This is a genomic window from Paraburkholderia sp. (genome assembly GCF_049581445.1).
Taxonomy (GTDB): domain Bacteria; phylum Pseudomonadota; class Gammaproteobacteria; order Burkholderiales; family Burkholderiaceae; genus Paraburkholderia.
In genome coordinates this window covers 1-1,856 of record NZ_JBAURZ010000237.1, presented here as the reverse complement: position 1 = coordinate 1,856, position 1,856 = coordinate 1, and the positions used below count along the sequence as shown (strand labels likewise).

Sequence of the window (1,856 nt, the reverse complement as noted above, 5' to 3'; positions counted from 1 at the left end):
GCGCTGAACTGTGGCCTGGACGCCGCCGCTGGCGACGTGGTGGCGATCACGGACGACGACGCCGCGCCTCACGTGGATTGGGTCGAACGGATTGCCGCCGCGTTCCAGAACGACGCGCGGCTAGGCGCGCTCGGTGGGCGCGACTGGGTCCACGAAAAGGGTCGTGTGCTGGATGGCGAACGGCCGCTGGTGGGCAAGCTCACGCCATCGGGCAAGATCATCGGCAACCACCATCTCGGCGTGGGCGGCGCGCGCGAAGTCGATCTGTTGAAGGGTGCCAACATGAGCTACCGGCGCGAGGCGATCCGCCATATCCGTTTTGACGCGCGGCTGCGCGGAGCGGGCGCACAGGTACACAACGACATGGCCTTCAGCATGAGCGTGAAGAACGCGGGCTGGAAGCTCGTCTACGACCCGCGCGTGGCCGTCGATCATTTTCCCGCCGAGCGTTTCGACGACGACCGCCGCGACGCGCAGACGCTCAGCGCCGTGCGCAACGCAGCCTTCAACCTGCATCTGATCCTGCGCGACCAACTGACGCCGCTGCGCCGCGAAACGGCCTGGTGGTGGTACACGCTGGTCGGCACCCGCGTCTATCCGGGGATGGCGCACGTGGTGCTGGCGCTGCTGAAACGCCAAGGCCCCGCGAAGCTGCCACGCTGGCGTGCGGTGCGCAAAGGAGCGCATGAAGCGCGCCGCGGAGCGCACGAAGCACACAGGGCGCTTTCCTGAGCGTGTCCTTCATGATCCACGCCCCGCGCGTCGCTGCATCCTTTAACTAGAAGACGGGAGTGCCTGAGTGACTACGAACGTCCACGTTCATCTGTTTTATGGCGCCGATCCGCGCTTTTATCGCAAGGGCGACGATATCGGTTGCCTGTATGGCTACCACCACGCCGAGTCGGAGCAGTTTGCGCTGACCTATTCGCAGGACGCCCGTGAAAAAGCACCTGTGCGTCTTGTACGCCGTGCGTTGAAGGCGGCGTTGGGCTTCGACCTGATTCATACCTTGCGCAATCGCGCGGAAATTCTGCGCTCGGACGTGATCTGGACGCATACCGAGCAGGAGTATCTGTCCGTGGCGCTGCTGCTATTGCTAAACGGCCGCCGCAGCGCGCCGCCGTTGCTGCTTGCGCAAAGCGTGTGGTTGCTCGACAAGTGGAAAGACTATGGCTTGCTGCGGCGTTGGGTATATCGCAAGCTGATTGCGCGCGCTGACGTGCTGACCACGCTTGCCAGCGAAAACGCGCAGTTGTGCGAACAGTACTTCGGACGCAAAGCCACGCATGTGTATTACGGCCTGAATACCGGTGATTTCCCGGTGGCGCGGCCGCGCACCTGGCAGCCGCATCGTTCGGTGCGCATTGCAGCGATCGGTAATGACCGGGACCGCGACTGGGAAACGCTTATCAAGGCGTTTGGCAACGACGAACGTTATACCGTCAAGATTGCTACACGGCGGCGCATTCCCGCGAAACTGCGCGCCGCGAACGTCGAGATCGCCCCCGCAGCGGGGCTTAAAAAAGCCCGCGAACTGTATGAGTGGGCCGATCTGGTGCTGGTGCCGCTGCGGCCGAATTCGCACGCCTCGGGCATCACGGTCATGCTTGAAGCCGCGGCGCTCGGCAAGCCGATGGTGGTGACCCAGGTGGGTAGCCTCGACGATTACTTCTCGCGTAACGCAGCGTCCTACGTGCCGCCGTTCAATCCGCCGGCGCTGCGCGATGCGGTGGACAAGCTGGTCGCCGCACCCGACGACGCATTGGCTCAGGCGCAAGCGGCAAGCGACGAACTGCTGTCACGCGATCTGACGACGCGCCAGTTCGCGCTGCAGCACGTGCGCATCACCGAAGACC

Annotated in this window: 2 protein-coding genes; both read left to right on the top strand. The window is 64.1% G+C overall.

Annotation, left to right across the window (positions count from 1 at the left end):
* Positions 1 to 732 (top strand): glycosyltransferase (locus WCA85_RS20695; protein WP_424066748.1); only part of this gene is annotated, 732 nt, incomplete at its 5' end.
* 67 nt (positions 733 to 799) lie between these two features.
* Positions 800 to 1,856 (top strand): glycosyltransferase (locus WCA85_RS20690; RefSeq protein ID WP_424066747.1); only part of this gene is annotated, 1,057 nt, incomplete at its 3' end.